The 25,962-nt window shown below is 66.1% G+C and carries 30 protein-coding genes; 3 read left to right on the top strand and 27 right to left on the bottom strand.

From position 1 onward, the window contains the following. Positions 1-33: 33 nt before the first annotated feature. The 9 genes from FBY30_RS15540 to FBY30_RS15500 all read right to left on the bottom strand — a co-directional run bounded on the left by FBY30_RS15540 (position 34) and on the right by FBY30_RS15500 (position 12,676). On the bottom strand, positions 34-975 hold the full coding sequence (locus FBY30_RS15540; protein WP_056387446.1) for a hypothetical protein: 942 nt from the start codon (positions 973-975) through the stop codon (positions 34-36). Positions 976-1,037: 62 nt separating this feature from the next. Continuing rightward, positions 1,038-1,658: a hypothetical protein gene (locus FBY30_RS15535; RefSeq protein ID WP_056387450.1), complete on the bottom strand. Its 621-nt coding sequence runs from the start codon at positions 1,656-1,658 to the stop codon at positions 1,038-1,040. A gap of 107 nt (positions 1,659-1,765) precedes the next feature. Then, complete coding sequence (locus FBY30_RS15530) at positions 1,766-4,555, bottom strand: AAA family ATPase (RefSeq protein WP_056387452.1); 2,790 nt, start codon at positions 4,553-4,555, stop codon at positions 1,766-1,768. A gap of 328 nt (positions 4,556-4,883) precedes the next feature. Further along, positions 4,884-5,093, bottom strand: coding sequence for a hypothetical protein (locus FBY30_RS15525; RefSeq protein ID WP_142133563.1), 210 nt, complete (start codon positions 5,091-5,093; stop codon positions 4,884-4,886). A gap of 106 nt (positions 5,094-5,199) precedes the next feature. Further along, positions 5,200-7,143 (bottom strand): AAA family ATPase, encoded by a 1,944-nt coding sequence (locus FBY30_RS15520; RefSeq protein WP_082581620.1) that lies wholly within the window; start codon positions 7,141-7,143, stop codon positions 5,200-5,202. Between the two features lie 147 nt (positions 7,144-7,290). Beyond that, positions 7,291-8,982: a hypothetical protein gene (locus FBY30_RS15515; protein WP_056387459.1), complete on the bottom strand. Its 1,692-nt coding sequence runs from the start codon at positions 8,980-8,982 to the stop codon at positions 7,291-7,293. Positions 8,983-9,085: 103 nt separating this feature from the next. Then, on the bottom strand, positions 9,086-10,330 hold the full coding sequence (locus FBY30_RS15510) for an AAA family ATPase (RefSeq protein WP_056387461.1): 1,245 nt from the start codon (positions 10,328-10,330) through the stop codon (positions 9,086-9,088). A gap of 220 nt (positions 10,331-10,550) precedes the next feature. Then, on the bottom strand, positions 10,551-11,582 hold the full coding sequence (locus tag FBY30_RS15505) for a hypothetical protein (RefSeq protein ID WP_056387464.1): 1,032 nt from the start codon (positions 11,580-11,582) through the stop codon (positions 10,551-10,553). 137 nt (positions 11,583-11,719) lie between these two features. Next, positions 11,720-12,676 (bottom strand): hypothetical protein, encoded by a 957-nt coding sequence (locus FBY30_RS15500; RefSeq protein ID WP_142133562.1) that lies wholly within the window; start codon positions 12,674-12,676, stop codon positions 11,720-11,722. A 171-nt stretch (positions 12,677-12,847) separates the two neighbouring features. Here FBY30_RS15500 and FBY30_RS15495 point away from each other — a divergent pair, with 171 nt between their 5' ends. After that, the gene (locus FBY30_RS15495) at positions 12,848-13,405 is read left to right on the top strand and encodes a LysM peptidoglycan-binding domain-containing protein (RefSeq protein ID WP_056387469.1); all 558 of its coding nucleotides are present in this window, start codon (positions 12,848-12,850) and stop codon (positions 13,403-13,405) included. A gap of 70 nt (positions 13,406-13,475) precedes the next feature. Here FBY30_RS15495 and FBY30_RS15490 read toward each other — a convergent pair whose 3' ends face one another. The 7 genes from FBY30_RS15490 to FBY30_RS15460 form a co-directional block, all read right to left on the bottom strand. After that, entirely contained in the window at positions 13,476-13,817 is a 342-nt protein-coding gene (locus FBY30_RS15490) for a hypothetical protein (protein WP_056387472.1), read from the bottom strand. Further along, complete coding sequence (locus FBY30_RS15485; protein WP_056387475.1) at positions 13,810-14,112, bottom strand: hypothetical protein; 303 nt, start codon at positions 14,110-14,112, stop codon at positions 13,810-13,812. Before FBY30_RS15485 ends, FBY30_RS15490 begins: the two co-directional genes overlap by 8 nt. 217 nt (positions 14,113-14,329) lie before the next feature. Continuing rightward, positions 14,330-14,857 carry a hypothetical protein gene (locus tag FBY30_RS15480; RefSeq protein ID WP_056387479.1) on the bottom strand — a complete coding sequence of 176 codons (528 nt, stop codon included), beginning with the start codon at positions 14,855-14,857 and terminating at the stop codon, positions 14,330-14,332. 169 nt (positions 14,858-15,026) lie between these two features. Further along, positions 15,027-15,344: a transcriptional regulator gene (locus tag FBY30_RS15475; protein WP_056387481.1), complete on the bottom strand. Its 318-nt coding sequence runs from the start codon at positions 15,342-15,344 to the stop codon at positions 15,027-15,029. 230 nt (positions 15,345-15,574) lie between these two features. Continuing rightward, complete coding sequence (locus FBY30_RS15470; RefSeq protein ID WP_056387484.1) at positions 15,575-16,213, bottom strand: hypothetical protein; 639 nt, start codon at positions 16,211-16,213, stop codon at positions 15,575-15,577. Continuing rightward, positions 16,210-17,331: a hypothetical protein gene (locus tag FBY30_RS15465; RefSeq protein ID WP_056387487.1), complete on the bottom strand. Its 1,122-nt coding sequence runs from the start codon at positions 17,329-17,331 to the stop codon at positions 16,210-16,212. The genes FBY30_RS15470 and FBY30_RS15465 overlap by 4 nt, the downstream gene beginning before the upstream one ends. Further along, positions 17,331-17,888, bottom strand: a complete 558-nt coding sequence (locus FBY30_RS15460) for a hypothetical protein (protein ID WP_056387490.1) — start codon at positions 17,886-17,888, stop codon at positions 17,331-17,333. The genes FBY30_RS15465 and FBY30_RS15460 overlap by 1 nt, the downstream gene beginning before the upstream one ends. A gap of 116 nt (positions 17,889-18,004) precedes the next feature. On the opposite strand from FBY30_RS15460, the gene FBY30_RS15455 reads away from it, so the two are divergent. Both FBY30_RS15455 and FBY30_RS15450 read left to right on the top strand, forming a co-directional pair. Further along, positions 18,005-18,703 carry an SDR family NAD(P)-dependent oxidoreductase gene (locus FBY30_RS15455; protein WP_056387495.1) on the top strand — a complete coding sequence of 233 codons (699 nt, stop codon included), beginning with the start codon at positions 18,005-18,007 and terminating at the stop codon, positions 18,701-18,703. 2 nt (positions 18,704-18,705) lie between these two features. Beyond that, entirely contained in the window at positions 18,706-19,791 is a 1,086-nt protein-coding gene (locus tag FBY30_RS15450) for a hypothetical protein (protein WP_056387497.1), read from the top strand. Here FBY30_RS15450 and FBY30_RS15445 read toward each other — a convergent pair. The 11 genes from FBY30_RS15445 to FBY30_RS15395 all read right to left on the bottom strand — a co-directional run bounded on the left by FBY30_RS15445 (position 19,788) and on the right by FBY30_RS15395 (position 25,847). Beyond that, positions 19,788-20,477, bottom strand: a complete 690-nt coding sequence (locus FBY30_RS15445) for a class I SAM-dependent methyltransferase (protein ID WP_056387501.1) — start codon at positions 20,475-20,477, stop codon at positions 19,788-19,790. The genes FBY30_RS15450 and FBY30_RS15445 overlap by 4 nt on opposite strands. A gap of 160 nt (positions 20,478-20,637) precedes the next feature. Then, positions 20,638-20,985 (bottom strand): hypothetical protein, encoded by a 348-nt coding sequence (locus tag FBY30_RS15440; RefSeq protein ID WP_056387504.1) that lies wholly within the window; start codon positions 20,983-20,985, stop codon positions 20,638-20,640. A gap of 28 nt (positions 20,986-21,013) precedes the next feature. Beyond that, the gene (locus FBY30_RS15435; protein ID WP_056387508.1) at positions 21,014-21,376 is read right to left on the bottom strand and encodes a hypothetical protein; all 363 of its coding nucleotides are present in this window, start codon (positions 21,374-21,376) and stop codon (positions 21,014-21,016) included. Between the two features lie 108 nt (positions 21,377-21,484). Beyond that, complete coding sequence (locus FBY30_RS15430; RefSeq protein WP_056387510.1) at positions 21,485-22,786, bottom strand: replication-associated recombination protein A; 1,302 nt, start codon at positions 22,784-22,786, stop codon at positions 21,485-21,487. 3 nt (positions 22,787-22,789) lie between these two features. Next, complete coding sequence (locus FBY30_RS15425) at positions 22,790-23,242, bottom strand: hypothetical protein (RefSeq protein WP_056387513.1); 453 nt, start codon at positions 23,240-23,242, stop codon at positions 22,790-22,792. 29 nt (positions 23,243-23,271) lie between these two features. Next, on the bottom strand, positions 23,272-23,586 hold the full coding sequence (locus FBY30_RS15420; protein WP_056387516.1) for a hypothetical protein: 315 nt from the start codon (positions 23,584-23,586) through the stop codon (positions 23,272-23,274). Positions 23,587-23,615: 29 nt separating this feature from the next. Beyond that, positions 23,616-24,026 (bottom strand): WhiB family transcriptional regulator, encoded by a 411-nt coding sequence (locus tag FBY30_RS21195; protein ID WP_142133561.1) that lies wholly within the window; start codon positions 24,024-24,026, stop codon positions 23,616-23,618. 202 nt (positions 24,027-24,228) lie between these two features. Beyond that, entirely contained in the window at positions 24,229-24,573 is a 345-nt protein-coding gene (locus FBY30_RS15410) for a hypothetical protein (RefSeq protein WP_056387519.1), read from the bottom strand. Further along, positions 24,570-25,055 carry a hypothetical protein gene (locus tag FBY30_RS15405; protein WP_056387522.1) on the bottom strand — a complete coding sequence of 162 codons (486 nt, stop codon included), beginning with the start codon at positions 25,053-25,055 and terminating at the stop codon, positions 24,570-24,572. The genes FBY30_RS15410 and FBY30_RS15405 overlap by 4 nt, the downstream gene beginning before the upstream one ends. Beyond that, positions 25,055-25,396 carry a glutaredoxin family protein gene (locus FBY30_RS15400; RefSeq protein ID WP_056387525.1) on the bottom strand — a complete coding sequence of 114 codons (342 nt, stop codon included), beginning with the start codon at positions 25,394-25,396 and terminating at the stop codon, positions 25,055-25,057. The genes FBY30_RS15405 and FBY30_RS15400 overlap by 1 nt, the downstream gene beginning before the upstream one ends. A gap of 58 nt (positions 25,397-25,454) precedes the next feature. Next, on the bottom strand, positions 25,455-25,847 hold the full coding sequence (locus FBY30_RS15395; RefSeq protein WP_056387529.1) for a hypothetical protein: 393 nt from the start codon (positions 25,845-25,847) through the stop codon (positions 25,455-25,457). Positions 25,848-25,962: the final 115 nt, after the last annotated feature.

The following is a 25,962-nucleotide window of genomic DNA, read 5'->3' as shown; positions in this document are numbered from 1 at the left end:
TTCTCCTTGGGTCGGGATGTGGGTGGGGTCGGCTCAGGCGGCGGATTGCTGTGTCTTCGCGGCGGCGTGCTCGCGGTAGAGGCGCACAGCCAGGTCGACGCAGTAGCAGGTGAACAGGAAGTGGATGTCCCAGTCGCGCAGGTCCCACTCCCAGGTGTCGGAGCCGACGGTGTCCTCGTGCTCAGCCAGCCATTTGTGGGCCTCCGACTCGCTGTCGGCGTGCCAGCGGGCGTCTTCGATGATTTCCATGCGCCGCTCGGCAGGGGAATGTCGTGGGACCTCGATGTCGGCGATCTCCATCCAGTTGTGTTCCTCTGTGAGCCGGTCGAACTTCTCGTCGGGGATGCCGTCGGTGCTCCAGAGGGCAGCACGCGCCGCAGCGGCCGCGTTCCGGCGCTCGTGGTTCAGCACGGTGTCGGTGGCCGCTCGGTGCTCCTGGGCGGTCCAGTGGGCCTCGAAGAGCGCCAACTGTGCGTCCCCGTCAAGGCCGCGCAGTTCGTGCAGGCGCGCCAGCAGCGCCAACTGCTGATGGTGGACCTCCTGGGCCTCGGTGCCGAGTCCCTCGCTTTCTTCGAGGTGCTCCCGCACCAGCTGGATGAAGAGATCCGGGTCGTACTGCTTTACTTCGCGGGAGCGGCCGCCGCAGAGCTTCTCGGCCCAGTAGCGGAAGTCGATGCTTGGCGCACCGTCGGAGTAGTAGCCCTCGCTCTTGCCGGCCGACGCGAAGAACCCGATCATGTCTGGTTCTCGGGTGAACATGTAGCCGTCGGCGATGTCGCCGCTGGTGGCCAGGTGGCCGGGCCAGGTGGTGACGTCCCAGGACCACATGCGGGTCCCTGGGGCCTGGATCCTGAAGTGGCGGTAGAGATCCTCGTCGTGCAGAACGACGAGGACGTGCTCCCGGGTCTGGGCGAGAAAGTCGGCGTACGTACGGGCGTACGGGTTCTCGGGCTTGACGGTGTCAGGTGCGGACATGGCGGGTCCCTTCCGGGTCTGCTGGTCAGGGTTGTGGTCGGGGCCGTCCGCTCGGGCGGTGCTCAGAGGATCGGCAGTGGCCGGCCGGAGGGCTTGTAGTGGCCGTCGGCCTCGTCGAGCACGGCCTCGGTGAGGAGCACGGTGGCGGGCATGAGGAACGCACCCACGAGCGCGGCGAGGCGCTGCTCGTCGGCCAGCACCCGCTCGGGGATGCTGCCGCGGGAGCTGAAGAACATGTCGGCACGCTCGATGAGGCTGGCCCGGCGGGCCTCTCTGGAGGTGAAGTGCTCGGCGATGGTCTGTCCGGGGCCGTACTCGGTGATCACCGAATAGAGCGCGGCGGGAACCTCGGTCTTCTTGCGGGTTGTGCTCACGTAGACCTGGACGCCCCATCGGCGGCAGAGCTTGGCGATGGCGTTGACCACGCTGTCCGGGGCGCTCTCCCACTGCCCGGAGCTGGACTGGTACAGCTCGTGCACTTCGTTCGCGGCGGAGGCGTCGATTGCGCCCAGGACGACGTCCGAGGCGGTCAGCAGCTGCGCGCACATGCGCAGCCGGAATGCTGGCGAGGGGTAGTGGTTGTGGAAGACGATCCGGTCGTCGTGGCAGATGACCAGGTCGTAGGCACTGTCGGGGCCCGGCACGAGCTCCTCTGAGCCGGCCTGGATTCCAGTGGCGGTCATGGCGTGCTCCTTCGAAGCTGCATTGGCTGTGTTTATAGGATGGGAAGCAGGAGGCGCGGGCGCTCCGACCTCTCGTGGAGGTGGAGCGCCCGCGCCGGTGCCGTCGGTCAGACGGCTTCTGCGACCTGCTGCTGGTCGCCGGCGGTACCGGCGTCCTCGTCGTCGACCAGAAGGGTCGGGTCGATGCCCGCAGCGCGCTGCGCGTTCTTCTCGTCACGCTCGGTGAGGGCGTTGACGATCTGTTCGTAGCTGCTCTGGATCGGCGGGTTCTTCGCCGTGCCGTAGGAGAGCACGTACTGGCTCTTCATGGCGCGCGTGAACGCGACGTAGAACATCCGCTTGGTGTCCTGGGTCATCTTCGCGTCCTCCTTGTAGAGGACGACGACGTTGTCGAACTCGAGGCCTTTGGCACCGTGGATCGTCGAGACGACGAGGTCGGCCTTGGACTCGAGGTTCTTCCGCTTGCGCTCCTGGTTCTTCTGCTTGTTCACGTTCAGCTTCTGCTGGTTGCGCGTGATCTCGAAGGACAGGAGGTTGTCGCGGAGCCGGTCGAAGAACACGTTCGCAGGCAGGCTGCCCTGGTTGCACAGGGCCACCCAGCCGTTGATCGCGGCGCTGTTCTCGACCCACCACTCGGAGATGGTGCGCAGGATTGCCTTCTCGACGTTGACGTTTCCGGCATTCTTCGTCAGCTTGCCCATGTTGTCCTTGATCCCCTGGGAGACCACGAACGAGGCGTTGGCCGGCTGCACCTGCAGGACGTCGTTCCAGAAGAACTTGATGTACTTCGAGAAGATGTCCGTGGCGTAGACGCGGTCGCTGACGAGCGAGGCCACGTGCTTATTCGGGTAGGCCTTCTCGAGCACTTCCTGGATCAGCGCCACCTCACGGCGGGCGTAGGCCAGGAAGGCCACCTGCTCGCCGCGGTCCAGGCAGGCCTGAACGTACTCCGGGATCACCGTGTTGCGCACGAGCGGCTGCAGGTCTTTGGCGATGAAGCCGGTCAGGCGGGCCACCTCGTGGTAGTTGAGGGTGACCTTCTCCTGGAAGGAGTCGACCGTGGGCACCGCCAGCGAGTTGGCCTGCAGCTGGATGTTGGCGAACTGGTTGGTCTCCAGACCGCCAAGCACGACGTTCGCGAAGTCGAGAATCTCCTGGTTGCTCCGGTAATTCGTCGTGAGCCGGAAGGTCGCGAAGACCCCCGAGCCCTCCAGCGTGTTGAGCGCCCTCGGGTTGGCCGAGCGGAACTCGTACAGCGTCTGGCTGGCGTCGCCGACGATGAACAGCGACTGGGCGTGCTTGGTGATGTACTTCAGCACGTAGATGAACTCGAAGACCGAGTTGTCCTGGACCTCGTCGATGATCAGGTACTTGCTCTGCACGTGGGCAGGCTCGGACATGTCATCGATCTTCTGGTAGCAGATGATGATCTGCAGCTCCAGCGAGGTCTGCTCGATGCGGTCGAGCAGCGCGATCACCTCGTCGAAGTGGTTCTCGACGAAGGTGTTCAGGGCCGTGAACGCGCCGGTCTTGTTCTGGTCGACCTCCAGCAGGCGGTGTCGGAACGTCGCCGCGAACTGGCTGTTCGGGTAGAAGATGTCGATCGAGTTGATGATCGTGTCGATGGCCGAGACCTTGTGGGTCGGGTGGTTCATCGAATAGATGTCGATGATCATCTTGGCGATCGTCATCGAGCCGACGTTCGGGTTCTTCTCCGTGATGTTGTCGGCCGCGGCGTTGGTGAACGACAGGACGGTGATGTCGCTGGCGGGCACCCCGCAGGTCTCGAGGTACTTGATGCGCTCGAGGATCACGGTCGACTTGCCTGTGCCCGCGCCTGCCTGCGTCATCACGAGCGGCTCGTGCGTGCTGAGCGCGTCGAGCTGCTGCTTGGACAGGTGCGGCGGGAAGACCGGGGCCGTGGCCGGCTGGGGCGGCGTGATGAGCTGGCCCTTCATGCGCTCCAGGTGGTCGAGGGTGTGGTTCATCAGCAGGCTGAGGTTCTGCTTGGACAGCTTCGCCGCGATCGGCGCGGAGAACGTGGTGTCCAGCTGCTGGTGGATCCGGCGGTAGGCCTCCAGCGGGACGTTGTAGTTCTCCAGGTAGCGCAGCTGCACCGCGAGCATGTTCAGCTGCTCCTCGGTGGGGCTGGCCGGCATGTCCTGCACGTACTGGCAGACGGTGTCCGAGATGGCCTCGGAGTCCCAGATCTGGGCCAGGCGCGTGATGCGCTCGTAGATCGGGTACTCGTCCATCCAGTCGGCGAGCTTGTCGAGGTTGGTGGCACTCAACCCTGCGGCCGAGAGCACATCCTCGATGACGTCGCGGGCATTCTCTGCGGGGCTGGTGTCCCACTGCAGGAACACCGCCGCGTCGTGGTTACCGTAGCCGATGGAGCGGGATACCGATACGGCACGCTCGGGCTCGGCCAAGCCCTGCTTGAGGAAGTAGAGCTCCAGGCGGTACTGGATCACCAGGTCACGGCGGATCTTGTCGCCGGACTTGTCCTCGTACACGGTCAGGGCCTGGGGGGTCATGTCGAAGTGCACGTCCCAGGAGTTGGTCGGCGTGGCGATGTCGAGCTCGAAGCGGTCATCGACATGCGGTACCGGCAGCGTGAACGACCCGCCCGAGAGCAGGGAGCGGCGCGTGATCGGGGCCAGCGGCACCAGCGCGGTGGTGATGTCGTGGTGGGTCGAGCTCTGCTTGACCTCGATGTCGCGGTCAACCGCGTAGGCGGTGTTGGTCGCAGTGTTGATCGGCCGCAGGCTCTCATTGAGCAGGCCGGTCTTCTTGCCGGACCCGGTCAGGCGCGAGGAGAAGAACTTCGGGTCGACGGTCTTCTGGGCAGCGACGGCGGCTGCGGAAAGGTCGATGTCGTCAAGCAGAATAGGCATGGTGTCGTCTTTCTTCGAACGAATCAGTAGGCGGGTCGAGAGGGTTTGTCGAATGGAAGCCGCATAGACCATGCTCACAGGAGACGAATGGTCAGTCGAATGCTCGTAGACGAGCGCTTGGGTCACGGGCGCGGGCATGAGAGCGGGAGGGCTCGCCTCTGGCGACGAGCCCTCCCGCGCTCCTCTCAACCCACCCGTCAGGGGCCGTGAGGCCCCTGAATCCGGGCGCGGCGGCGTCAGCCCCGCGGACCCGGACACCGCGCACTACCCATGCGCGCGGCGGTCAATCGCAGGCTCACCTCTTGGGTAGGCCCGGCGGGAAGCACCTTCAGTCGGCGTTCCAGGGATTGGCCTTGGTGACGGACCCGGAGGGGTCCACCTCGACAAGGCCGAGCATGAGTGCGAGATCACGGCAGTCGGCCGCGTCCGCCGAGTGGGCGGAGACCAGCAGCAGTGCGTCGCCGCAGATCTGCTCGCTCCTGTCTTCGGGCTGTGCCGAACGGACTGTGCCGACGGCGGTGGTGGTCGTGGTGGTCATGGCAGTGACGTCCTTCTTCCTGTGTTCGAACGCGGTGCGCGCACGCACGAGCGCCCCCACCCCAGGTATCCGGGACAGGGGCGCTCGAACGCAGTGTGGTGCCGGATCAATCGACGGCCAGCGGCTCCGGCTCGTCGGAGACGGCGGCTGCGGGTGGGATGAACGCAGTCGACGCAGCCGACGCAGCCTGGGCGGCGAGCAGCCGGTCCTCGATCCACACGCGCACGGCCTTGCCGGCCGGACGCGCACCCTGGGAGTCGACGTAGGTTTCCTCGGCGACGGCACGCAGCTCGTCGTCGGGGATCGACGCGGGCAGCGTCTGGCCCAGGCGGGGCCTGGCGTCCAGGATCCGTTCGCGCTGGCGGCTGTACTCCGCCGCGAGGATTTCCCGGTAGGCCTGCTCGTCGACCGGGTTGAAACCCACGACGAGTGAGAACCGCCCGAGCAGCTCTGCGTCGAAGAACTGAGCCAGCTCCTTGGTCAGGGACCGGTGGGAGACCGCCGGCGGGGCCGAGCCGAAGCCGACCGGCTTGCGGTTCAGGGCTTCCCGCGCGGCGTTGGTCGTGCAGATCACCAGCGCCTTGGAGAAGTCCAGCACCTTGCCGTGGGCGTTGCGGATGTAGCCCTCGTCGAAGGCCGAGAGGAATAGCCGCTGCACGGCTTTGTCCGCCTTCTCGAACTCGTCGAGCAGGATCACCCGGTGGGGGTTGGACTCGAGCGTGTCGAACGGCAGCTCGCGGTTGGAGTCCGAGCCCACGTAGCCGGGAGGTGCCCCGACGATCTTCGCGGTGTCCGAGGGAGTGTGGAACTCCGTCATGTTCAGAATGATCGGCTCGGTGCCGGTCATCTGCTCCGCAATGATCTTCGCGGTCTCGGTCTTGCCCACGCCCGAGGCTCCGGCGAGCATCCAGGTTGTCGGGGTCGACGTCGGGAACAGGTCCAGCTCCTCGCGGGCCAGGCGGTCCACGAGCTTCTCGAGCACGTCGTCCTGTCCGCGCAGGCGGCCCAGCAGGGTCGCCCGGAGGGTTGCGACGTCGAAATCCGGACGCTGGGCGTTTCCGGTCATCAGACGCTTGGCCACGTCCAGGACGCGTTTGGTAGTCAGCGGCACCTGCGGGATCGACCGCAGGGTGTTCACGAGTGCCGTGTCTCCGGCTGCCTCGGCCTGGACGATGAGCTTCTTCTGCTCCAGCACACGGTCGGCCATCGCCCGGTCCAGCAGCGTGATGGCGCTGTCGGGGCGGTGCTGCCCGGCACGGGAGTTCTCCTCCGCGATCCGGACCGTCTCCGCCAGGACATCGTCGGAAACCGCGATCTGGTGGCGGTAGTGCGCCACCAGGCCCGGACGGACACTGCCGAGCACCGTGAGGGTTTGCTCGACGGTCAGTTCGTCGACGATGAGCGGGGTGAAGCGCCGCGCGAAGGCAGGGTCGTCGTCGAAGGCCCGGGACTCCGTGGAGGTGGTGGCACCGATGACGCGCATGTCGCCGCGGGCCAGGGCAGGTTTGAGCACCTGCGAGACCTTTCGCAGCACCGAGTCGGTGTGGGAGGTGGATCCACCGGTGATTTGGTGGATCTCGTCCATGAACAGGATGACCTTGTTCTTGGGGTCTGAGGCGAAGTCGATGACGGCCTGGACCTTCTCCTCCAGCTGCCCGACGATGCCGGAGCCGGCGACGAGGTTGGTGATGGGCAGCTCGTAGACGGTGAAGCCCTTGAGCTGGTCGGGGATGAGGGTGTCGCCCAGGGCGATCCGGCGGGCGATGTCCTCGACGATCCGGGTCTTACCAACGCCGGCGGAGCCCTTCAGGAGCACGTTCGGCTTGTTCCGGCTGATCAGGACGGAGAGGACCTGCTCGATGAGCGCGTCGCGGAACATCGTCGGGTCGGCGTTCTTGAACTTCTCGTTGTAGTCGACGAGGAGCTCCTTGACGGCGTCGTCGGACTGGCCGCCCTGGCTGGGGATGCCGCCCATGGGCGGGAAGCTCGGAGGCGTGCCGCCGCTGTTCGTGTCGTCGTCGGAGCCCGACGTGAAGTTGTTGAGGCCCATCGCGGGTCCCTCCTTCGGTGGGGTTCGCCGGGCGGCGCGCTGGGTGGGCGCGCCGGGATGCCCGGCAGGGTTACGGGTAGGTCTGAGGGAGGAGGAGACGCCGGCCGGTTCGGCCGGTCGGCGTCTCCCCTGTGGCCGGGAGCAGGATCAGAGGACCATGCCCAGCAGCTTCTGCCGGATGCTCGGGTCGATGTGCTGCATGCCGTTCGCGTACGCCTCGGCGGAACGGACCATGTACTTCCAGTCCATGGCCGAGCACGGGGCGTAGTAGAGGTTCGGCGGGTGCTCCTCGCGTCTCGAGGGCGGAGACCACTCGAAGTCGGTGATCATCAGCGACAGCCGGCGCTTGCGCACCGGGGAGGCGTTGATGTAGTCCCACACCTGCTTGAACTCGGTGCCGCCGGTGACCTTGGGCACCTTCCGGAACTCCTGCCAGATCTGCCGCGTCGACTTGTTCTCGACCTTCAGCAGCGTCTCCTGGGAGAGCATGTGGCTGAAGGAGTTGAAGTACAGGTTGACGTTGAGCTTCTTGGCGATCCGGATGAGCATCAGCACCGCCTCCTGGTAGTTCTCCTCGGAGATCGACCCGGAGGTGTCGATGAAGACGTGCAGGTCGGGCATGTACTGCACCGAGGTGATCCGGCCCGGCTTGTTGAAGTCGTCCGGGTTGCGGCGGTTGGCCTTGAGGAAGGTCGTCTTCGTCGTCCGGTAGACGTTCTGGGACTTGTTGACCTTGCCCATGCGCTTGAGCACCCGGGTGATGTCCTTGAACAGGTCCAGCTTCGTGGGCGGGGCCTTGCGGAACTTCACCTGGGCCGAGCGCGAGCCCGGCTGTCCCGGCTGCTGCCGTGCGCCCATGGCAGCGGCCCTGGCAGCTGCTCGCGGGAGCGAGGTCAGCTTGGACAGCGCGGCGTTGGAGACGACTTTCACGGGTGAGGCGAGGGACTGGTTGATGAGGTTCCACTCCCCCGTTACCTTTGCGGCGGTGGCGCGGGCGTGGGCCTCGACGTTGACCAGGACCAGCGACCGCGGGCAGAACAGCTCCCCGACGGTAAACGGCATGATGCCGGTGTCGAGGGCGGCCGCGCCTGTTGAGGCGGCCTTGCGCTGCTGGTCGACGTAAGTCATCAGCATGCGGATGACCAGCCGGGCGAAAGAGAACTCGTCGTTGCCGTCGGAGTCGTCCTTGCGCAGCAGCAGCGATTCGGTCAGCCCCTTGAGCGAGAGGTTCGCGAAGTCGTTCAGCAGCCGGAGGGTGTCCGCCGGCATCGCGTTCGCGCCGGCCATCGTCTGCACCTGCTGGTTCAGCCAGATCTTGAAGCCGTCGAACGCGGCAGAGGACTGGAACCAGAACCCGAGGGTATTCGGGTGGTAGGTGTAGGCGACGGAGGCGAAGAAGGCGCTCTCGTCGGCGGAGCCTGCGAGCAGGCCCTTGGCCGCGGGGATGACATCGTTCTGGGCTGAGTAAAGGACCCGGGCTGACGGCGCGGGCCACTTGTTCTGCTGCCCGGCCTGGACAGCGAACAGTTCGCCCACCGGCAGGGGCGTGCCCTGGTCATAGCTGACCATGGTCTGCCCGAGCAGCGCCTTGGCGTTCTTCTCGGCGGCCGGGTCCATCGTCTCGCCGAGGCAGCGCATGACGATGTCCAGGACGTCGCCGGTGATGTCGTGGCCCGAGCCGTCGACGATGCTCGCCGGAGCGCTGGGGTTCAGCGGCTCCAGCAGCGGGTCGACCAGGACCTTCTGGATGGCCGGCATGGGGTCGTAGTCGCCCGTGCACGAGATCGTGTGCAGGGCGTCGAGCACCGCCGGCTTCTGGTTCGTGACGGTGATCGTCATCGTGGTCTCCTAATGCGGTCTGAGGCGACGGGTGTCGTGGGATGGCGGGGGACGCTCCGGAACGGAGCCGGTGGCGTCCCCCGCCGCCCGGTGCCGGGTCGGCTCAGAGGAAGGCCGACAGGGACGGCTTGACCGCGGCCACGATCGGCGAGTCGACCTCGAGGAAGGCCTCCAGGTTCTGCCGGTCGAACTGCCCGGTGGTCACCAGCTCGAACAGGGTGCGCGTGTGCTCCGGCTCAATCTGGACGGCGGCCTGCGCCAGCTGCTCGATGAGGCGCGAGTTGTCATCCTTCTCCTTCATCGCGTAGAGCAGCGAGCCGGAGACCTCGTTCTGGGTCAGGCCCGAGATCTGCGCGGCGAGGTCGGTGACCGTGCCCGCGGACTTGAGGGTCGCGTAGCAGTTCGGCTTTGGCACGTTGACTCGGTTGTGTGCCGGGCCGCCCGAGTTCGATGCGAGGTCTTCGGCGATGACCGCCACGAGCTGGGTGGTGAACATGGTGTCGCCGGTGAAGGCCTCGATCGCCTCGTTGAGCAGCGAGGTGTCGCGGCCGCCGATCTGGACCGGGGTCGCCAGGTGGCTTGCCAGCTCCTGGCGGTCGACGCGGTTCAGCCACCGGGAGAGGTGGTCGATGGTGCGCGGCGTGGTGAGCTGGTTCATCTCCTCGCCGCCGTCGAACAGCTCGGCCATGGTGACGTTGCCGTCGTCATCGTCGTCATCGCGGCCGTCGGCCACGATGGAGTTCGGCGTCGACTTCTGGAAGATGAGTCCGGGGTGCTGGGTGAGGACTTTCTTCACCCAGGGGTTGAGCGCGTCACCGAGGACGGACATGAGGGTCGTCGCATCGGGCTCGACGTGGAAGATCGCGAAGCGCGACAGCGAGGCCTCGTCGAGAGTCGTGACGTTACCCTTGTCGTTGCCCGCCACGATGAGGCGCACGTTCTCCGGCAGTTCGATGTGGCCCATGCGCCGCAGGGTCACCAGGGTGAGCGCGCCGGAGGTCACGTCCGAGGTCGTGCGGTTGATCTCGTCGAGGAAGAGGATCGGCCACTCGCGCGGGTTCTCCAGCGCGTAGTCGATGCACTCCTGAATGACCTGGTGCGGGTAAAAGACCTGCTTGTAGGACTGTGTCCCGTCGGTCTTCTCGTAGGGCACCAGGCGCGCGCCGGTGAGGTCGGCCTTGTCGGCGAGCTGGTTGCAGGGCAGGACGAAGGCTTTGGTGCCCATCGAGTAGGCGAGAGCCTCGACGAAGGAGGACTTGCCGATACCGGGCTCGCCCATGAGCGCGGGCGTGGCCCCGACCTCGAGGGACTGCTGGATCAGAGTCGTCAGGGTGTCGTTGAACTTCATGGGAATGTCTTTCTGGTCGTGGGTGAGCTGTGAGCAGGTGAGACGGGAGACGGACCCACGGCAGGGCTGAGCGCCGTACGGGACATGTCGGAAGCAGGGCCACAAGGCCCGGTGACGGGGGCGGTCGGGCTCAGAAGCCCACCGCCTCCCCATCCCCGATCGGGCTCCGCCCGATCCAGTCCTTGTTCCACCGCCAAACCGATGGGCAACCCCCAAAGGTTCACCCCGCCTCGGCGGAGGCTTCCCGTGCCGCCACCAGGGCAGCGGCACGGTCCAGCAGGAACGGCCTGCCGTTGCGCATCTGGGCGTGCTTGGGCCGAGGCTCGATCACCGCCAGCGAGGTCTTGTACAGCAGCCAGGCCTCGTCACCGGAGGAGAACTGCGCGCCGAAGGACCGGTAGGTGCGCAACGGCAGCTGCATGCCGGTGTAGAGGACACCCAGGACGGAGAACTCCCAGCGGGAGCGGTCGTTGTCGAAGTCCTCGGGCGTCTTCAGCCGGTCGCGGGAGCCGGCGAGTGTCTGCTCGACGATGGCCTCGGCGTACGGGATGTCGGGCATTTCGCCGTCCGTGCCGACGGCGGTCGAGGGGATGCTGATGCTTGGCTTGGCCTTGGCGGCGAGGTCTGCATACAGGTCCGCCACCGAAGAGAACCGGTCGGAGGCTGGTCGCGCCGCAACGTGTTCGACGATCCGCTGCGGCACCGGGTTGCGGGTGAACGTGCACCAATGGTCCAGGAGGACCTCGTACCAGCCGTGCTCCTCGCGCAGGACGCGCTTGTCAGCGGCGATCGGGAAGTCGTGGAGGTTGGCAGGCAGCGGGGCGACCAGGTGGAAGCCCCGGCCCGACATCGACAGCTCCGAGTACAGGATTCCGGGCAGGCGCAGGATGTCTGCGGCCACGTCCGGCGGGCAACCGGGCTCGACGTCGATCACGATCAGACCGTCGGAGGGGGCCTGCAGGTAGAAGGCAGCGTTCGCCGCGTTCGGCAGTGTGGCGGCCAGCTGGTCGAGAGTGAGCAGGCAGGTCGCGTCCAGGGCGAAAGCTCCGCGCAGGGGGCCTGCGTGGCGGCAGCCCGGATTGCAGCCGTCGAGCAGGTGCCGCACATCGATCGGTGCCTTGCGGCCGGAGTCCTCGTCGTCGAGCTCGCCGAGCCGGCCGGAGATGGTCCAGCGGCAGGCGGTCGCCAGGGCGCGAATCGCGGGGTTGTCATAGAAGCTGGGGAAGATCGCGCGGGGATCGACGGCGGTCACATCAATGCCTTCTTGTCGGGAGCGGATGAAAACAGGGCCGGGTTGCACTCCGGCCCTGAAAGACGAGACCCCCGTACGGCATGGATGCCTGCACGGGGGTCTCGTCTGGGGGTTCGGTCGGTCGGATCGGCCTTGGATCAGCCCTGGTAGGTGATTCCGGCCTGCTGGGCATCGCCGGAGCCGCCCCACGGGCCCTGGCCGGCGGGAGCACCCACGGCCGAACCCGCGTTCTTCAACTCGGCGTTCTCACGCTCGAGGCGGGCGAGCTTCTGCTCGGGCGTCTCCTGCTGCGGCTGCACCGCGGGGACCGGGGCGGCAACCGGAGCCACGGCAGGGGCCGCCTGCGGAGTCACCGCGACCGGTTCGGTCAGGACCTGCGCGTGGGCCTGGGCGGGGACCGGAGCCGCGACTGAAGCCGCGACGGCGGGCTGCGGGGCCGGGAAGGACAAGCCGTCCTCGACCTCGGTGGCGACCGGCTGCTCGCCGTTGCCGACGGCGGAGCCCGAGCCCGGCTGGGCCTGGACCGCGCGGGGCGGGGCGTTGAAGACGATGCCGCGGGCCGCGAGCTCCCCGCTGGCGACGCCGCCGGCGTTGTAGTAGCGCGGGGTCTCGTGCACAATCACCTGGTCGAGCGACAGGCCGCGGTTGGCGAAGTTCTTCGGCTTGTAGACGCGGAGCACGAGCGTCACGTCCAGTCCCTGTGCCAGCTCCTGGCCGGAGGTGTCCTGGTCGTAGGTGCCATCACCCTTCTCGGACGGGATCGCGATGATCGGCAGGTTCGTGCCCTTGGAGTCGATCGAGTAGTTCGCGCCCGAGGCTGGGTTCTTCTTCGAGGTGTAGCGGCGCTCGGAGACGAACTGCTCCTCGACCGTGGGGTTCGCCGGGTCGGCGAACTGCACCTCGGCCTCGGTGATCGTCGCCGTGGTGTGCGGCTTGCCCACGGGGCTCATGCCGTTCTGGACCTTGCGCTGGTCGCTGGCGGCGAGGGCAGCACCCTCGATGAGGCTGGTCAGCCGGGCGAAGGCGAGCTTGCCGCGGATGAAGACGCTGGTGCCCTCGGTGAGCTGGTTGGCGGAGATGGAGTAGTTGGCCATGGTGGTGGGTTCCTTCTGTTGAGTGATTCGGTGGTTCGTGGCGGCCCGTCGGACTGGTCTATGACTCGTCTATTCCTTCTCCTATTCTATCAAGAGGCACTGGACTACGAGTAGAATGTGCATGAGGACTCGAATGGTCACAAATGGTGAGCTGGATAGAGAGGGACAGGGATGACGGATACGATGCACAGGCCCGAGGAGAAGGTCGCTGATGCGGCTCCCCCGGCCCGGGTGGCGGTGCAGCGGCGGGACCGGCTTGGGCCCCTGGGCTATGGCGGTGGACCGGTGCTGGCGGCCGGGATCATGGCCGGTGGCGCGCTGCTGTTCGCCGGCTGGGGCGCGACGCAGCTCCTCACTGCTGACCGGAGCCCGGCGAGCGATGCGGCGGCAGCTTCCCAGCACGAGGAGGGCACCGTGACGGTGACCTTGCCGGACCGGGACCGCAACGGGGTCCCGGACGCCTTCGAGGCCAAGGCCGGTAACGGCAGCTCTGCGGACGGCCAGGGTTCGGGCACCTCGGCGTCGGGCAAGGGCGACGAGGACAAGCCGGCGCAGGTCCCCGAGCCGAAGCCACAGCCGCGGGTGTATGTGATCCAGTGGGGTGACACCCTCACGGAGATCTCGGCGGAGACCGGAGTGCCGATCGGGGCCCTGGTCGAGAAGAACCGGATCCAGGATCCGAATCTCATCTACGCCGGGGCCTCGCTGCTCATCCCGCCCACGGCGTGAGAGCAGGCCTGGGGCCCGGACTGCGCCGACCTTCAGCGCAGTCCAGGCCTCTTGCTGTGTCCGGAAACGGTCAGTCGGCGGGTCCTGCAAGCATCTGCTGCAGCGATCGCAGCCGCGTCAGCTCGGCCTGCATGCGGGCGACGTCGTCCGGCGCGTAGTCCTGGGGGTAGTCGAGCTTGTACTCGGCGAGCAGCTCGATCTTGGCGGCGAGGAGGTCCGGCACGCCGAGTTCGTCGATCAGGGCCCGGGTGAAGGCCCGGAACGCGTCCTCGTGGGTGATCGCCGCGCCCTGGGCCCAGCCGAGGGCTGCGAGGGCGGATTCCCCGTCCTCATGGGTGAGGCCCCGGGAGGTGACGACAGCGGCTGCGGCCTTCTCGGTGAGGCTTGCAATCGTTCCGGTCAGGTCAGTCATCGGCACCGCCGCCTTGCCCTGCGGCGCTGTCGCCGGCCGGGGGCGACGGGGTCTGGATGTCCAGCCAGATCTGCATGGCCTCCAGGACGTTCGAGACCCCGTCGCCTTCGTCGAGCGTGATCAGCTCCGTCCATCCCGACTGCGTGAGTGTCGAGACGGCGAACTCTTCCCTGGCCGCAGTCACCTGGTAGAGCCCGGAGCCGGCGACTTCGTAGATGGTCCGGCCGTGCCGGGCGGAGCCTTCGGCCCGTTCGTACTTGACGGGCAGCTGGGCTGCGCGGAGAGGGACGGTCATGGGCTACTCCTGTGGGTCGTGGCTCTCAAGAACAGACGATTCGGTAACGGTGGCCGCGCCGCGCACCGCGCGGCTGCGACCACCACGGAACGACCCCCGGGACCGGCGTGAGCCGGTCCACGGTCTTTTCCACCGGTTCCCCAGGGAAGCAAAAGACCCCGCCTCGGCCGAAGCCGGGCGGGGTCGATCGAGCGCCGGAAGAAGTGCTGCGCCGCGCTCAGGCGGCGTCTGTGTCGGCCTCACCGGGATCCTCGGCAGCGTCGTGCTTGTCAAACAGGAAACCCCGGGCCTGGCCGCTGGCCATCATGTCTCCGAGGTGCGCCAGGAGCACCGCGCGCTGCGTGGTCCGGCGGTCCTCCAACGGGTCGTAGTCGCGCAGGGCATCCAGGTTGACCACCCAGCCGTTCTCGCGTTCGACGGCTTCCTCAAGTTCGGAGCCAGCGGCGACGGTCATATCGGTGAAGTCGTGGTCGAACTCGGGTGTGACGTCGAGCCGCCGTGTCGGGTCGTCGATGTAAAGCGTGTCGCCGAACAGCAGCCCGCCGGAGCGGTCGAAGGCGGTGAGAAAGACGCGGTCGGCGCGGGAGGTGTTCTCGACATGCACGGCGGCCACGGCGTCGTTGGCGAGAAAGTCCGTCTCGCTCAGACGGGCATAGATGCGTGAGCGGGCTTCGTAGCACCACATGATCGACCGGGCCTCGTCGAATCCGCGGAACTCGTCGGAGGGGGGCTGCATATCGACCATCTGATGCTCCTTCACGGGCGTGATCACCTTAGTCCGGCGGGACATCACGATGTACGGAATCGCCGGGCTGTGGTTCCCATCCTGCCACAGGAGTGGAAAAGATTCCACTCAAATACCAAACGCCGGCACGAGGAAGACGTCCGCAGGGTGGTGGGACCCCGCGGCGGGATCAGTCTTGAGCGGAATCAGGGCTCTTGGGCGGGTCGTCGAGCTGTTCGCTCTTGCGCGCCAGCTCCACAATGGCCCGGATGCTGGCCAGTGCGCCGTCGCTGAGCCCGTGCACACGCAGGGCGATGGTGCGCTCCTGCGGGGTCAGCTCCTGCTCGGTGGCGCTGTCTGGCTCGTTCTCCTCCAGGAAGTAGGACAGGGGGACGTCGAAGGCGTCGGCCAGGGCTCGGAGGTGCTGCAGGCGGGGATTGTGGGCCTCCCCCTTGCGCAGTTGCTGCAGGTAGCTGAGCGACATCGAGGAGATGCCGCGCTGCTCCATTCTCTGGACGATTTCCTGCAGGGTGACGGGGCGACCGTGTGGTCCCGCCGTCTCCGCGAACAAGCGTTCTAGTCGCTGGGCGATGGTCACGGAGCTGGATCCTCCTCGTGATTTCAGACATGAAGTCATCGAGGCGAACGGTGCACGCGACGACACCTTCATACTAGTGGAAGATCTTCCAATGCGGTGGCATCGGCACATTTCCCGCTGCGCCGGAGCGGCGGGCAGTCCTAGCCGGCGGTGGGCATGTACGCACTGGCTCCGAGCATCACGGCGGCCGCCAGGCCGGATCCGAGTGCGAGCTCGAGGCGTGTGTGGTGCTTTAGCTTCAGCCGGGCGAAGGCGACCACGGGCAGCAGGGTTGGGAGGGCAAGCAGCCACCAGGGCGAGAGCCGCATCGCCGCGAGGACGACGAGGGAGGTGAAGCAGAACGCGTGCATGGAGACTTTTGGTCCCAGGAGGGTCACTCCCCCGGCAAGGACGAGCCCGGCGACCATCGTCGGCAGGATCCACAGCAGCGGGCGCGGTGCGTCCAGCAGCACCGCCGTTGCCATGCCTCCAAGCACAGACGCCACGCAAACCAGGAAGACCCACCAGCGCTGATCGCGCCGGGTGACGTGTCGATCGGTGAGCTGCTCGCGCCGCACGGCGACATGGATGGTTGCTGTCGGGATCACTGCGCAGAAAGAGCCGATCAGGATGCCCCATCCGAGACCAACCCATGTATGCGGGTGGCCTGTGACGCCGCAGAGGACGCAGATGAGGAACACGGACACAGCGGGCGCGAACACGTCACTGAGGATCCGGGCGGCCCGGGTCGCAGGATCGCCGGCCGCGGGGATGCGGATATTCGTCCCGTTCCCGGTCATCGCCCGTCCGCCCCATTCATGGCACTCATCGCAACACGGATTTCGTAGAGGCTCTGCACAGAGGCGGCCAGGGTTTCGTCGTCTTTCAGCTTGAGCGTGCGGAGCCGGCTCAGGGCGAGTGTGAACCACCCGAGGCTGGGAACGGCGTTCTCGCCGCTGAGATGGCGCACCAGCCCCGCCGACAGGTGCGGATCCTCGGGGTGCTGCCTGTGCAGGGGTTCCAGTGCGGGGTCGTGGTCCTCGCGGATGAGTCTGAGCGCGTCGTGGGTTTCGATGGTGAGCCTTGAGAGCGTCATCAGCTGATCGAACCCCTGCCTGTCTTCGGGCGGAAGCTTTACGTCGGGGTGAAGAGTGGTGGTCGTTCGCCACAGAGGTACGACGACCTCGTGCGCGAGGCGGAGCGCGAGCCTCACCTGCGTTTCTATGCTGATGCGGCGGATGACCCCTGTTGCGAGTCCCAGGAAGAAGAAGCTGACAACGGTGACGAGGAGTTGTGTCCTCAGTTCAGTTCCGCCGACGACCGGACTGCCAAAGAGGTCCAGGAGTGATGAGCCGATGAACAGGGCAGATCCGATGGCCCCCGTAAAGACGAATGCAACCGGAAGGCGGGCGGAGAAGGGTTGGTTCTTCTGCGTCATGGTCCGCCAACAGCCGACGGCAACTACGGCAGTTGCCGCGGCGAATGCAGAGAGGTACAGGAAGTTGTAGGAGATCAGTGCCCAGGCCTGGCCGCGGGCAAGGGCGGCGTCGATGTCGACCCGGTCGTAGATGGTGCCGTCGGCATGGACGGGGATGAACCACACCAGCACGGCCTCGCCCAGGGCGATGATCCCGGCGAAGAGGTAGATGAACCGGGTTGCACGTCGTGAAAGCGGAGTCGCGCGGAACGTGAGGATGAGCAGCGCCACGGATACCTGGGCGGTCAGGATGGCAAGGCGCTTGAGGAGGTCGACGGCAGGTCCGTCTAAGGGCGGCTCCACGCCACGGCAGACCGTGGCCACGAAGAGGGCGGCACAGGTGACCCTGAGAAGGTTAACCCGGCGTCGGCGTCCTTGATACAGGGCAGAGACGATGATGATCAGGCCCATGGTGATACCGACAATGATGATCTCAGTCATCAGATCTCACCGTCCTCGTTTGATCCGGACAGGAAGGCGAGGACCTCGCTGCGTTCTTCCGATGCCCGCCGCTTCCGGTGCAGAGCATCCATCAGCCGCATGCCGGTGGTCTCGGCGCGCTTCTCCACCGGATCGTCGAACATGCTGCGCAGATGGGTGCAGTCGGTGTCGGCCCGGACGTCGCCGTGCAGGATATGGGCGAACTCGTGGAGGATTGTCTGCTCAATGTTGAGGGGCGGGAGCTCAGGGTCGTAGAAGACGTGGGCCACTCGTCCGATCACAGTAGTGAGGCCGCTGACCTCATGATGGCGCATCTCATCCGGGATGGGCCGTATCACGATCTCGAGTCCGCAAGCTGAGGCGATGGCTTTCCCGAGTGCTTCGAGGCTCAACTCGTTCGGCCAGTCGAAGAGGTCGAGCTGAGCGGGCTTCGGGGTGCAGCTGGTGGGACCGATCTTGGCAGCGCCTTTGCGCATCAGTCGGGCGAACAGGGGGTGACGGGGCTGGCCGTTCCGAGGCGTATCGGCGGTCGCAGCGGATGGAATGAAGGCAGGCATCAGCGTTCCTCTAAATAGCGAGAAGAGCGGACACCGCCTGTCGTTTGTCAACGAAGGGGTACAAGTCCAGTAAAGTTCCGTGTCACAACTTTACAACCTGGGAGGGTAAGAAAAAAATGAGCGACATGGGGAGAACTGCCCTGGTGATCGGTGCAACCCGTGGGATCGGGGCGGCCACGGCTCGAGCCCTGCTCTCCGCCGGCTACCGGACGGCGGGTACGCATCGTACCGGGGGGACCGTGCCCGAGGGGGTGCTCCCCCTCGAGATGGATGTGCGTGACGGTAATTCGATCGCAGCTGGCGTCAAGGCGGCTGCCGCCGACCTGGGTGGTCTGGATGTGCTCGTCGTCGCAGCAGGGATCACCCGCGACAAGCTGCTCATGCGGATGAGCGAGGAGGACCTGAGCGAGGTCATGCAGGTCAATGCGATCGGGCCGATGCTGGCCTGCAAGGCGGCCCTGGGGCCGATGCTGCGGCAGCGCGGCGGATCGATCGTGCTGGTTTCATCCATGTCCGTGAAGTACGGCGTTGTCGGCCAGTGCAATTACACTGCCTCCAAGGGGGCATTGGAAGCGTTTGCACGATCGATGGCCAGGGAGTACGCAGCCCGGAACATCCGGGTGAACGTTGTTGCTCCCGGCGCAACTGATACGGACATGATGGCTGATGTTGCTGAGGAGGCACGGATGGCAATGCTGGAAGGAATCCCGCTGGGTCGGTTCGGGACGGCAGATGAAGTCGCTTCGGCGATCATTCACACCGCGGAGAATACCTACATGTCGGGGGCCACTGTGCAGGTCTCAGGCGGTATTTGATCATGCAGGTCCAGCTGGATGTAGGTTCCTGGGGCCTTTTCTGCGGAAGCGACGGCAAGCAGCTGGTTCTGGTGGACGATAAGCCCTGTGGTCCGGTCTCCGCTCGGAAGCCCACGCGTGCAATTCCCAGGCGTCTTCTACTTGATGAGAACCGCATCGCCCAGGTGATGCGCAGTGGCAATGTAATTTCCGAGACAGTCCCCCATGCGGACGAGCAGTGGGCAGTTGAGGTACGGCCCGTCTTCTCTCCACGTACCTCCACGGTGATCGGTGTCCTCGCCGGCGTGGCCAAAGCGGCTGATCCGCTTCCGGAACTACCGCTGGTCGGTGGCTGGGAATGGGAGATCGAGCGTGACGCCGACGGTCAACCAACACTGCGCCGGCGCACGTACTGGGACCGGAACCTGTTTCGTATCTATGACGTCGACACAAGCGTCGCCCAGCAGCGCAGTGGCTATTGGGAAGCCGGGGAATGGGCGAGCGAGCTCATCGACCAGTCCGACCGGATGCGCGTGAACAGCCTCATCCGCGACGGCATCCAGGACGGGCTGATGGGCGTAACGGGCAAGGTCCGGTGCCTGACCTACAACATCGTCACAGGTTACGGCACGGCTTCACAGGACCGTCGGCACATGCGCCTGGTCGGCGTGATTCCGCCGATCGAGCCCGATCACGACAAGATCTATCTGCAGGGCTTCAGTTACGAGGCCCCGGAGACTTTTCACGATATGGCCTTCGAGCAAGACGCCAATGCGGGGCGCGTGGACGACGTGCTTCGCGGAGTCATGGCCCTGGCCAAGGAACCGATGGCCGTCGTCGACTCTGCAACGCTGGATGTTCTTATGACGTCGCCATCGTGGCGTCGGGAAGACTTCGGGTATGTCGGCGGCCTTGGTGAATTTGCCATTGACGCTTCAGGTGAGTTGCACAGGTTCATCGCGGCTGCGGCGAGGGATACCGCTCGTTCTCAATCGATGGGTCTGGCGCTTCGCCGGGTCGACGGTTCCGTGCAGAATGTGCGCATCACCGCCACCGGAGTCAGGTCTGGGGCTGAAGGGCGGGATGCAGTCATCAGGCTCGACTTTTAGTCGAGTCCACCTGCCCCGCCGTTTCGCAACGGGTTTCGTGCACTGAACACCGCCACGGTACCGATGACGTCGACCTTCACTTGGTCGAAGCTTCGCCGCAGTGCAGCCTCAAGTCCTGCGGCGTCGTCTTCGCGGTTGTGAAAGATGCCCAGGCGGTTGTACAGGGCCATGAAGCCGCGGCCGATGAGGTTGTGGCTCACGCCACTGCCCAGGATGGTACTGCCGAACAGCACACCGTCAGCAGCGAGCCGCTCCCCTAGGTGTTTGAAAGCTACGCCCTTGTCCGCCCAGGAGCCGGGAACGCAGTGGAAGACGTAGTTCGCCGCGATGGAATCGAATTGGCCGAGAGCCTCGGGGATCGGTTCGAGGACGTTCGCGGTCACACCTCTGGTGCTTACGTGGGTGTGGGCGAGTCTGGACGCTGCGTGCTCCACGCTGTTTTCGTTGAGGTCCATGAGTGTGATCTCAGCAGATTCGGGGAGGTCGGCATTGGCGAGGTACCAACCAGTGCCGGGACCGACATCGAGATGGCGGGTGCCGATGCAACGGTTGTACTGGTCTAGCATGAGCTGGCTGGGGCATCGCCAGGCCAGCGAATTGGAGAACTTCACGACGAGCAGGTCGTAGAAGCCCAGCACCGGCTTGCTGTAGATACCTGCGCCGCGGCGCACTTCCTGGTCGTTCATGTGATCGGAGCCTATCGGTCGAGGTCGGCGAAGTGAGGGTGAGCAGGGTGGTTTCACGAAGGAGCAAGGACGGCTGTGCTGGGGTCCGTGTCCACTGGGTAGCTCTGAGATTGCATCCTAGTGGAAGTAGTTCCACTGGTGAAGTCGAGCCGGTGCGGCGTCAGCCGAAGACCAGCTCGCCGTAGCAAGCGGTCTGAAGGATGATGTCAAGGTCTTGGACGCAGCCGAATCCGAGCTGTTCGGACTCGATGGCGGCAGAGCAGCAGAGGTGGTACCCCTTCTGCTTGGCCTTTCGAAAGGCTTCCTTGATTTGGGCGGCCGACAGCTCGTAGTCCTTGGTCTTGGACTCGTCATCAGACTCTGGATCGTCAAGTGTGATGCTCACGTGCAAGCCGTCCTCTGTCAGCTTGCTCCCGTGGTACCAGGGAAGCGCGCCACCGAAGTAGAACTCTTCGACGTCCTGCAGGACTGAAGTTGCTGATTGGGTGAAGATACCGGTGTTGGTCATGTTTCCATTCCTTCGCGATTCCGTGCGATCAGGGCAAAATGACTTCGCGGGAGGCGAGGTCGGAGAGAACGGCCGGATCCGGGACCCGTGCATCGACGCTGTCCTCCTCACAGAGGGCATCGATCAAAGGGTGGCCTTCCAGCGCGCTGCGGGCTTCTGTGGGAGATGCGAAGACGACAGCTGTGCGGGGATGGAACTCCCGGTCGATGAGCACGTAGCCTAGTTCGCCGGGCTCGCGGCGCTGCATGCGCAGCAGGTCGAGATGCAACCGTGCCTGCGCTTCGACGGCGGCGACGTCGATACCAAGATCTGCTGAGAGTCGGTCGTCCACAGTCCTGGGCTTGTCGGACTCCGGGGTCTGCCTCGCGCGTTCAGTGTTGTCGTTGATCATGCTCATCCCCTCTCGTAGGTCTTGTGGAAGCCGACGACTTTGCTGGTGATTTTCCATGCAGCGACGATCCAGGATGATGCGGCCACGGTTCTACCTCTGGTCCGCGATCTAGTCGAGGGGGTTCCTGTCCTCCACGGTCATCTGATCGATCGCAGCCAACCGTCTGGCGATGGTTTGTTCGAAGCCATTGCCGGTAGGACGGTAATACTGTGTGCCGCGGACGGCATCGGGTAGGTATTGCTGCAAGACAACTCCGTGTTCGAAGTCGTGAGGGTAGAAGTAGCCTTCTCCGTGCCCGAGGCCCTTCGCGCCCGGGTAGTGCGCGTCGCGCAGGTGCACTGGCACGCTCCCGGTCCGGCCGCGCCGGACGTCTTCCAGCGCTTGGTCGATGCCGCGGATGACGGCCGGCGACTTGGGGGCCGTGGCGATTGCGACCGTTGCCTGAGCGAGGTTGAGCCGCGCCTCGGGCATACCGATCAGCTGGACGGCCTGGGCGGCGGCCACTGCGATGCCCAGCACCGAGGGGTCGGCCATGCCGACGTCCTCGGAGGCGTGCACCACCAAGCGCCGTGCGATGAACCTCGGGTCCTCCCCCGCCTCGATCATCCGGGCCAGCCAGTGCAGGGCCGCATCCGGGTCGCTGCCTCTCATGCTCTTGATGAATGCGCTGACGACGTCGTAGTGCTGGTCGCCATCGCGGTCGTAACGCTGCAGCGCAGCGCCGGTGACCTGCTCCAGCACCTCGCGGTCGACGACGCTCTTGCCTGCGGCCTGCGCAGTTGCGACAGCGGTCTCCAGCCGGTTCAGCGCCTGGCGGACGTCGCCGCTGGACAGCCCTGCAATGATCTGCAGCGCGGGGTCGGCGAACCCGATCCCGGTGGCTGAGAGGACCGGGTCCTCCTCTAGGGCACGCGAGAGCAGGTTCACGACCTCGCCGTCCTCCACAGGGCGTAGGACCAGCAGGATTGAGCGCGAGACCAGTGCCGAGTTGACCGAGAAGCTCGGGTTCTCGGTGGTCGCGCCGATGAGCGAGATGACCCCGGCCTCCACGGCGGGCAGGAGGACGTCCTGCTGCGCCTTGGAGAAGCGGTGGATCTCGTCAATGAACACGAACGTCTGGAGGTCGTCGTCGAGGGCCTTCTGGGCTCCGGCGAGCGTTTTGCGGACATCGGCTACGCCGGCGCTGGTCGCAGAGAGCTCGACGAAGCGGCGGCTGGTCTGGCGGGCGATCACCGAGGCGATGGTGGTCTTGCCGACGCCGGGCGGACCCCAGAGCAGGACCGAGGTCGCACCCTCGCCCTGGGCGAGCAGCTCGAGCGGCGAGCCGGGAAAGACCAGGTGCTCCTGGCCCACGATCTGGTCGAGGGAGGTGGGCCGCATGCGGGCGGCCAGGGGTTGGATGGCACTCATGGTCTACTCCTTGTTTGGTTCGAGGCGGGCGATCTCGGCCTCGACCCGGGCTTCTTCGCTCTGTGCCGCGGCGGTGCGCGCCCTGGCCTCGGCGAGCCGGGCACGCGCCTCGCGCAGCGCCTGCGCGTCCGACATGGCCTCGACGGCGTGGATCGCTTTGAGCACCGGTGCGGCTGCGTACGAGGGCACCCGGACGCCGATCTGCAAGTAGAAGTCGTCACCGTCAGATGCGTGACCGACGCTGGGCGGCCGGCCGAACGCTGTCGTGCACTCCTCGTTCTTGCGCGTGTGGATCCGGCCGGCGAAGACCTGGGCGGCGGTCACGCTGCAGTCCGCGACGGCGGCGTGGATGGCCCGGAGCACCGGCTCGACGAGCTGGGTGTCGGTGCGCTGCTGTGGATTGACGGTCGGCAGGAGTCCGGGGTCGAGGTGGCTGTCTTCGATGCGGGGGTGCATGATTGCTCCTTTTGCGGCGGGGGTGGCCATCAGCTCTCGATGCGCGTGAACGGGCCGGAGTTGTGGACGAACAAGGCGATGATCGGCGCGTACCGGGCGTCGCGGTGTACGCCGCCGGCGTCGGTCCAGCCGCCTTGGGCGTCGAGCGTCCAGCGGTCGCCCGTTGTGTCGAGGTACTCTCCCGGCTCGGCCGGGAGCCGATGCTGTTTCACCATCCGGCGGAGCTTGCGGTCAATGGCGGCGCGTTTCCTGGCCGGCATGGGCGCGCCTGTAGTCCGTTCAGGGGGATAGGCGTCCCCGGGCAGCATGTTCTGCTGCCTGAAGCGGCGCGGGAACAGTGGCATGGCGGTCCTTTCAATTGACGGTGCTGCGCTCAGGCGGAGACGGCGTCCTCCCGCTCCTTGTGCCGGGCGAGCACCCGGTAGACGGTGCGGTCGGTGACCTCGGCCATGTCGGCGATGGTCCGGGGGTCGATCCCTCTGCCGGCCATCGCGACGATGAGGGTGTCGCGTTCCTGCTTTTGCGCCTGGGCGGCGCTACGGTGTGCCACCGGTGAAGTCTTGATAAGGCGGTCGCGTTCGGCGGTGCTGAGTCCGCCCCAGATGCCGAAGCGCTCGTCGGCGCTCAACGCGTAATCCAGGCACTGTGCGCGCACCCCGCACTGGGCACAGACCTTCTTGGCGTCGGTGGTGTTGCCGCCCTTCTCCGGGAAAAACGCGTCGGGGTCTGTTTCTGCGCACAGGGCATCCCTGCGCCACTTCTCGTCGGGGTCCTCGCCGCTCATGACGGTGCGGCCGGGAGGCGGGTGTTCTGCTGTGCGTGCACCGTGGCTCCTCCTAGAAGTTGTCGTGCGTGTGTCGGTACTTCGTTCTCGGGGTGTGCGGGCACAGAGCCCCGGAGGATCCCATTCCTCCGGGGCTCTGTGCGCGAGGCTTCCGTCCTGTACTCCGGGGCGGCTGCGCCGCGCGCTGCTCCCGCTGTTCCTTTTAGTCACTGAAAAGGTGCGCGAAGTGTTCGTCGCTGAGGTCAATCTCGACACGCTGGCCCCCACGAGAGATCGTGAAGACGCAGCCCTCGTCAGCACTGGGCTGCCATGGTCCGCGCTGGAAGACCTCCCGCCAGACCTTGCTGGCGGCCTCAGCGGGCGATGCAGCATCCTGGTCGATCGTCCATCCGACGAGGTACTCCTCGCTGCCGGTGCCCTCAAACGGGTCGAGCTGATCCCGGGGGAAGACCTGGTCGAGCGCACGCTCGAAGTCTTCCCGGGTGGTGTCGCCGCCGGACACAGCTCCGCGGATGAGGTCGGCAAGGCTGTCGATGTGCAGGCTCATGGGGTTGCTCCCTGGGTTTTGGTTCGGGTGGGGTCTGCTGCGACCAGCGCGGCGATGAGCTCGAGGTCGTCTCCGCTGTCGGGGTCGATGAGGGTCCCGGCGGATCCGATGTCGGCCAGCGGCTGCTCGTGCGTCTTGCCTGCCGTGTCCCGGTAGACGAGCGTCACGCCGGACAGGTCCACGGCCGTGGTGCTTACCGGGGAGGACCCGGAGGCCTCGAACGCCGGCCGGATCGCCTCGATGAGCGCGATGAGGTGCTGTACCTCTGATTTCCGTTCGAGCAGCGCCTTGCGCTGGAGTGCGCGCTGCTCGAACCGGGCCAGGTGCGCGTCGCAGCAGGTGTCGGTCTTGTCGGGCTCGTCCTTGGGATAGGACAGCAGGTAGTGGTCCGTCTCGACGGATTTGTCGACGAGCGTGTCGAGCAGGATGTCGGCCTGCCGGGCGGTGATGCTGAGGCCGAGGCGCTGCTGCGCCGCTGCCATCAGGACGCCGCCTTCCGGTCCTCCGGGACGATGCCCTTGGTGCACAGCCGGACGAGGGCGGTGAGCATGTCCTGGCGGTGCCCGCCCCAGTGGACAGTGCGGCCGGAGGCCAGCTTGACGACGATCACGGGTGCCTGGGCGTATCCGAGGTCTTCGGTGATGTGGCGGTGGTTTTCATCGCCCTGCTCGATGTCGATTTTGGTGTACTGCATCGCGGGCTGCTGCCGATCGAACAGGCTCTTGGCCTTGTCGCAGTTGGGGCACTCCGCCGGCCCGTAGATGGTGATTTTCGGCGCGGTGTGGGCGGTCCGGGGCAGGTCGCCGATCGTGGTGGGGGTCATGGGACTTGGTTTCCTTCTCTCCCCTGCTGGGGTCGTTGTGGTGTGGAGGCCCTGGCTCTCAGACGTCGGGCTCCAGGTCGAACAGCCCGGGCTGGGCCACACGCTCGCGCAGCTGCCGGGCGGGTTCCTCGCCGAGGCGCTCGACGGCCTTGTCCAGGTCGCGGTAGGCCTCGGACTCGCCGAGTCCACCCATGGCCTCGATCTGGAAGTACAGCTCGGCGAGCTCCCGCTCGCTCAGGCGGTGGCCGAGCACTTCGGGGGCAGCGAGGTCGGTGTACGAGGCGCTGTAGCCCAGCTCCCAGTCGGACTCGGTCTGCTGCTCGGCTGTAAAGGCCACGAGGATGCCGTGGTCGGGCACGAGCGCGCCGACGAGCAGGTCCGCCAGCTGGTCCGGTGTCGGGCTCCACGGCTGCGCCTGCTGGAGGACTGCGCGGACCTTGGTCCGCAGCACTGAGTCGGCGTACAGCCCGGGCTTCCCGCACGGGCACCCGCCGCGAGGGGGCCGCGATCGATGGGCACCCAGAGCCCGTGGTCGTGCTCGAGGTGTTGGTCGGCGTCGTGCCGGG

Source organism: Arthrobacter sp. SLBN-83 (assembly GCF_006715285.1).
In the GTDB taxonomy this organism is placed as follows: Bacteria; Actinomycetota; Actinomycetes; order Actinomycetales; family Micrococcaceae; genus Arthrobacter.
This window is presented reverse-complemented; position numbering and strand designations above follow the sequence as displayed.